The sequence below is a fragment of the Pseudorhodobacter sp. genome, assembly GCF_030452865.1.
Taxonomy (GTDB): Bacteria; Pseudomonadota; Alphaproteobacteria; order Rhodobacterales; family Rhodobacteraceae; genus Pseudorhodobacter.
The window spans coordinates 1-4,263 of sequence record NZ_JAKDLJ010000320.1 but is presented as its reverse complement, the minus strand read 5'-3'; the positions used below and the strand labels follow the sequence as shown (position 1 = coordinate 4,263).

Below are 4,263 nucleotides of genomic sequence, written 5' to 3'. Positions count from 1 at the left end.
CCGACGCCGAATCCACCGAATAGGATTTCACCCCGAGGTCCACCGCTGTCTGAATCTCCGCCCGCGAGCGCACCGGGTTGTTGTAATGCAAGGCCGCATCCGGGGCCAAACGCCGGATCAACCGCATCTCGAACGGCGAGGCTACATCGAAACCACGCAGGCCCGCCGAGGACAGGGTTTCGATCACCACCTCCTCCGGGTTCGATTTCACCGCATAGGTCACCATGCCGGGAAAACCGTCGATGAATTTCCGCGCCTTGGCCTGCAAGACCGAAGGCGCAAAGAACAGCACCGGGTTCTCCGGCAGTTCCGTGGTCAGATATTCCTTCGGATTGGTCCAGATTGTGTTCGACAGTCCCATCAGCGTTCCTTTCCGCGTGGCAGGGCGCAGGGGCTTCCGCGTTTGGCACGGGATCACAGCCGCCTGCTTGGTTCAAAACAACCAGGCCAGGTGCGGGTGACCCGCCCTTTTCCTGAAAACAGAAATTCGTATTTGGGGTACATTTTGACCGATTGAAACAGTATGAATGTGAGTATTATTCGTTATAATGACGAAAAGACAAGGCATATTGCATGGACGACCTCGACAGAAACATTATCGGTCTGCTCGGTGCCGATGCCCGGCTTTCACTGGCGACACTGGCCCGACGGCTGAAAGTTGCCCGCTCCACCATTCAGGCGCGGTTGGAGCGGTTGGAAACCAATGGCACCATCGCCGGCTATACCCTGAAACTGGGGGAGGCCGGGCGGCAAGGCCGCCTTCGCGCCTCCGTCCTTTTGACGATTGAACCGCGCACGCAAGCCGCCTGCCTGACCCGGCTGAAATCCATCGCCGAGGTGGAGCGGGTTTTCACCACCTCCGGCCGTTTCGATCTGCTGTTGCAAATTGCAGCACCAAACACGCAGGTTCTGGATCAGGTGCTGGATGAAATCGGTGCAATGGCGGGCGTACGTTCCTCCGAAAGCCTGATCCATCTGTCGACGAAAATCGACCGCGCGGTGTAGGTTTTCGATCTGGCTGGTTTCTGGTAGCTTTCTGGCAAGTTTATGGGGTCTTAACCTTTGCTTAAATCCCTGCGCCGAACCCCGCTTCCCCTTCCCCTCCCATCGCGCTAAACCATAGGCAACCGCCGAAAAGGAAGCCACAAAATGCCGATGGAAAAAACCTTCAACGCCGCCGAAGCAGAAGCCCGGATCTATGCCAAATGGGAGGCCGACGGTGCCTTCCGCGCCGGTGCCAATGCCAGCCGCCGTGAAACCTTCTGCATCATGATTCCGCCACCGAACGTTACCGGCTCTTTGCATGTGGGTCACGCCTTCAACAACACCATTCAGGATATCCTGATCCGCTGGAAACGCATGCAGGGCTATGACACGCTCTGGCAACCGGGGCAGGACCACGCAGGCATCGCAACGCAACTGGTGGTGGAGCGGCAGATGGCCGCCGAGGACCTGCCCAAACGTGTTGAGATGGGTCGCGCCGCCTTTCTTGAAAAGGTCTGGGAATGGAAGGAGGAATCCGGCGGCACCATCATCAACCAATTGAAAAGATTGGGCGCTTCCTGTGATTGGGACCGCAACGCCTTTACAATGGACAAAGGGTTCCACGATGCCGTGATCAAGGTTTTCGTGGAAATGTATAACAAGGCCCAGATCTATCGCGGCAAGCGTCTGGTCAACTGGGATCCGCATTTTGAGACTGCGATTTCCGATCTGGAGGTCGAAAATATCGAAGTCGCGGGCCATATGTGGCATTTCAAATACCCGCTCGCCGGTGGCGAAACCTATGAATATATTGAACGGGATGAGGACGGGAATGTGACGTTGCGTGAGATGCGCGATTACATCTCCATCGCGACCACGCGCCCGGAAACCATGCTCGGCGATGGCGCGGTCGCGGTTCATCCATCGGATGAACGCTACGCTCCAATCATTGGAAAACTCTGTGAAATCCCGGTTGGACCAAAGGCGCAACGCCGTTTGATCCCGATCATCACCGATGAATATCCCGACAAGAATTTCGGCTCCGGTGCGGTGAAAATCACCGGCGCACATGATTTCAACGACTACCAAGTCGCCAAGCGCAACAACATCCCGATGTATGCCCTGATGGACACGAAGGGCACCATGCGCGGCGACGGCAACCCCTACGCTGATGAGGCCGCCACCGCGCAGGCCATTGCAAACGGGACGGAATCCTTTGACGAAGCCCAGATCGCCGCGATGAACCTCGTGCCGGAGGAATACCGCGGCCTCGACCGGTTCGAGGCCCGCAAACGTGTGGTTGCCGATATCACCCGCGAGGGACTCGCCGTAACCAAACTGGTCAAGTCGATCGACCCGGAAACCAATTCTGAACATTTGGAGCGTATCCCATATGTTGAGGATAAGCCGATCATGCAGCCCTTCGGGGATCGTTCCAAAGTCGTAATCGAACCGATGCTGACCGATCAGTGGTTCGTCGACACCGCAAAAATCGTGCAGCCCGCGCTCGATGCCGTGCGCGAGGGGCGCACCAAGATCATGCCAGAAAGCGGCGAAAAGGTGTATTTCCACTGGCTCGACAACATCGAGCCGTGGTGCATTTCGCGGCAACTCTGGTGGGGGCACCAGATTCCGGTCTGGTATGGCATCGACCTCAGCTTTGAGGGCCAGCTGGAGGACGATGAAGATCTGGATGAAGTCGATCTTCTTGGTCTTCTCCTCTCCGACGGCATGCTCCATCGTGGCACCGTCATGCATTGCGCCGCCAGCTTCGATGAGGTGAAGACCGGCTTTTTCGACGACAACGCCGATATCCCCAACCCGCTGAGCCACGCGCGGATCGTGGAAGTTGCGAGCAAGCATGAAGCAGTGGAAATGCTGGCAGGCAGTCTCGCCGAATACAACATCAACCAGGACCCTACCCAACTGGTCTTTCCGGTCTGGCGCGATCCGGACGTTCTCGACACCTGGTTTTCCTCCGGCCTTTGGCCCATCGGGACGTTGGGATGGCCGAACAAAACACCGGAACTGAAGAAGTATTTCCCCACAAACGTGCTTGTCACCGGCCAGGACATCCTCTTCTTCTGGGTCGCCCGGATGATGATGATGCAGCTCGCCGTTGTCGGCAAAGAACCTTTCGACACCGTTTACCTGCACCAGCTCGTCCGGGACGAGAAGGGTGAGAAGATGTCCAAAACGCGCGGCAATGTCATCGACCCGCTGGTGATCGTCGATGAATACGGCGCTGATGCGCTGCGTTTCACCATGGCGCAAATGGCGGCCCTCGGTGGTGTGCTGAAGCTGTCGGAAGACCGCATCAAAGGCTATCGCAACTTCGGAACGAAACTCTGGAATGCGTGTCGTTTTGCCGAATTGAATGGCGTCTGGGAAGGTCATGCCACCAGCCAACCGCCGCAAGCCACCGCCCGCGTCAACCGCTGGATCATATCAGAAGCGGCAAAAACCCGCGCCGAAGTGGACGCCGCGCTGGAGGCCTATAAATTCAACGACGCCGCCAACGCGCTTTACGCCTTCGTCTGGGGCAAGGTCTGCGATTGGTATGTCGAATTCGCCAAACCACTGTTTGACGGCCCCGAAGCTGATGAAACCAGAAAAACAATGGGGTGGGTTTTGGATCAATGCATGATTCTGCTGCATCCGATCATGCCCTTCATCACCGAGGAGCTCTGGTCCACCACCGGCACACGCGTCAAACCGCTTGTTCATACCGACTGGCCAGACTACGGCGCGGAACTGATCGCCGCCGAGGCACTGCGTGAGTTGAACTGGGTTACCGGGGTAATCGAAGGCATCCGCTCCGCCCGCGCGCAAATGCACGTCCCGGCCGGCCTGAAGGTCGATCTGCTGATGATCGGGCTTGACGCGAAAGCCAAAACCGCCTTCGCTGCGAATGAGGCGCTGATCTTCCGCCTCGCCCGGATCGAGACCGCCACCGACGCCGCCAGCGTGCCGAAAGGTGCGATTACCGTCGCTGCCGAAGGGGCAACATTCGCGATTCCGCTGGAGGGGCTGATCAACGTGGCAGAAGAGAAAGCACGCCTCGCCAAAAGCTTGGAGAAGTTGGAGAAGGACATGAACGGCTTGCGCAACCGCCTCGGCAACCCGAAATTCATCGAAAGTGCCAATCCCGAAGTGGTGGCGGAAACCCGCGAAAAACTGGCTTTGGGGGAGGATGAAATCACTAAACTCCGGACCGCGCTGACCCGATTGGCAGAAATGGATTAGACGCAAACCCCGAATCTTCTCTGCAAAAATATC

At 57.5% G+C, this 4,263-nt stretch carries 2 protein-coding genes and 1 pseudogene; 2 read left to right on the top strand and 1 reads right to left on the bottom strand.

The window, feature by feature from the left end; all coding sequences use genetic code 11:
- A pseudogene (locus L0H65_RS15410) lies at positions 1–361 on the bottom strand (type III PLP-dependent enzyme); the annotation flags it as partial.
- 212 nt (positions 362–573) lie between these two features.
- On the opposite strand from L0H65_RS15410, the gene L0H65_RS15405 reads away from it, so the two are divergent.
- A complete protein-coding gene (locus L0H65_RS15405; RefSeq protein ID WP_301459931.1) occupies positions 574–1,005 on the top strand; it encodes an Lrp/AsnC family transcriptional regulator in 432 nt (143 codons plus the stop codon).
- A gap of 144 nt (positions 1,006–1,149) precedes the next feature.
- Entirely contained in the window at positions 1,150–4,230 is a 3,081-nt protein-coding gene (locus L0H65_RS15400; protein WP_301459930.1) for a valine--tRNA ligase, read from the top strand.
- Positions 4,231–4,263: the final 33 nt, after the last annotated feature.

Bases quoted from the DNA above. Each gene is read 5' to 3' on its own strand.
- L0H65_RS15405 (WP_301459931.1), top strand. From the start codon at position 574: ATGGACGACCTCGACAGAAACATTATCGGTCTGCTCGGTGCCGATGCC.
- L0H65_RS15400 (WP_301459930.1), top strand. From the start codon at position 1,150: ATGCCGATGGAAAAAACCTTCAACGCCGCCGAAGCAGAAGCCCGGATC.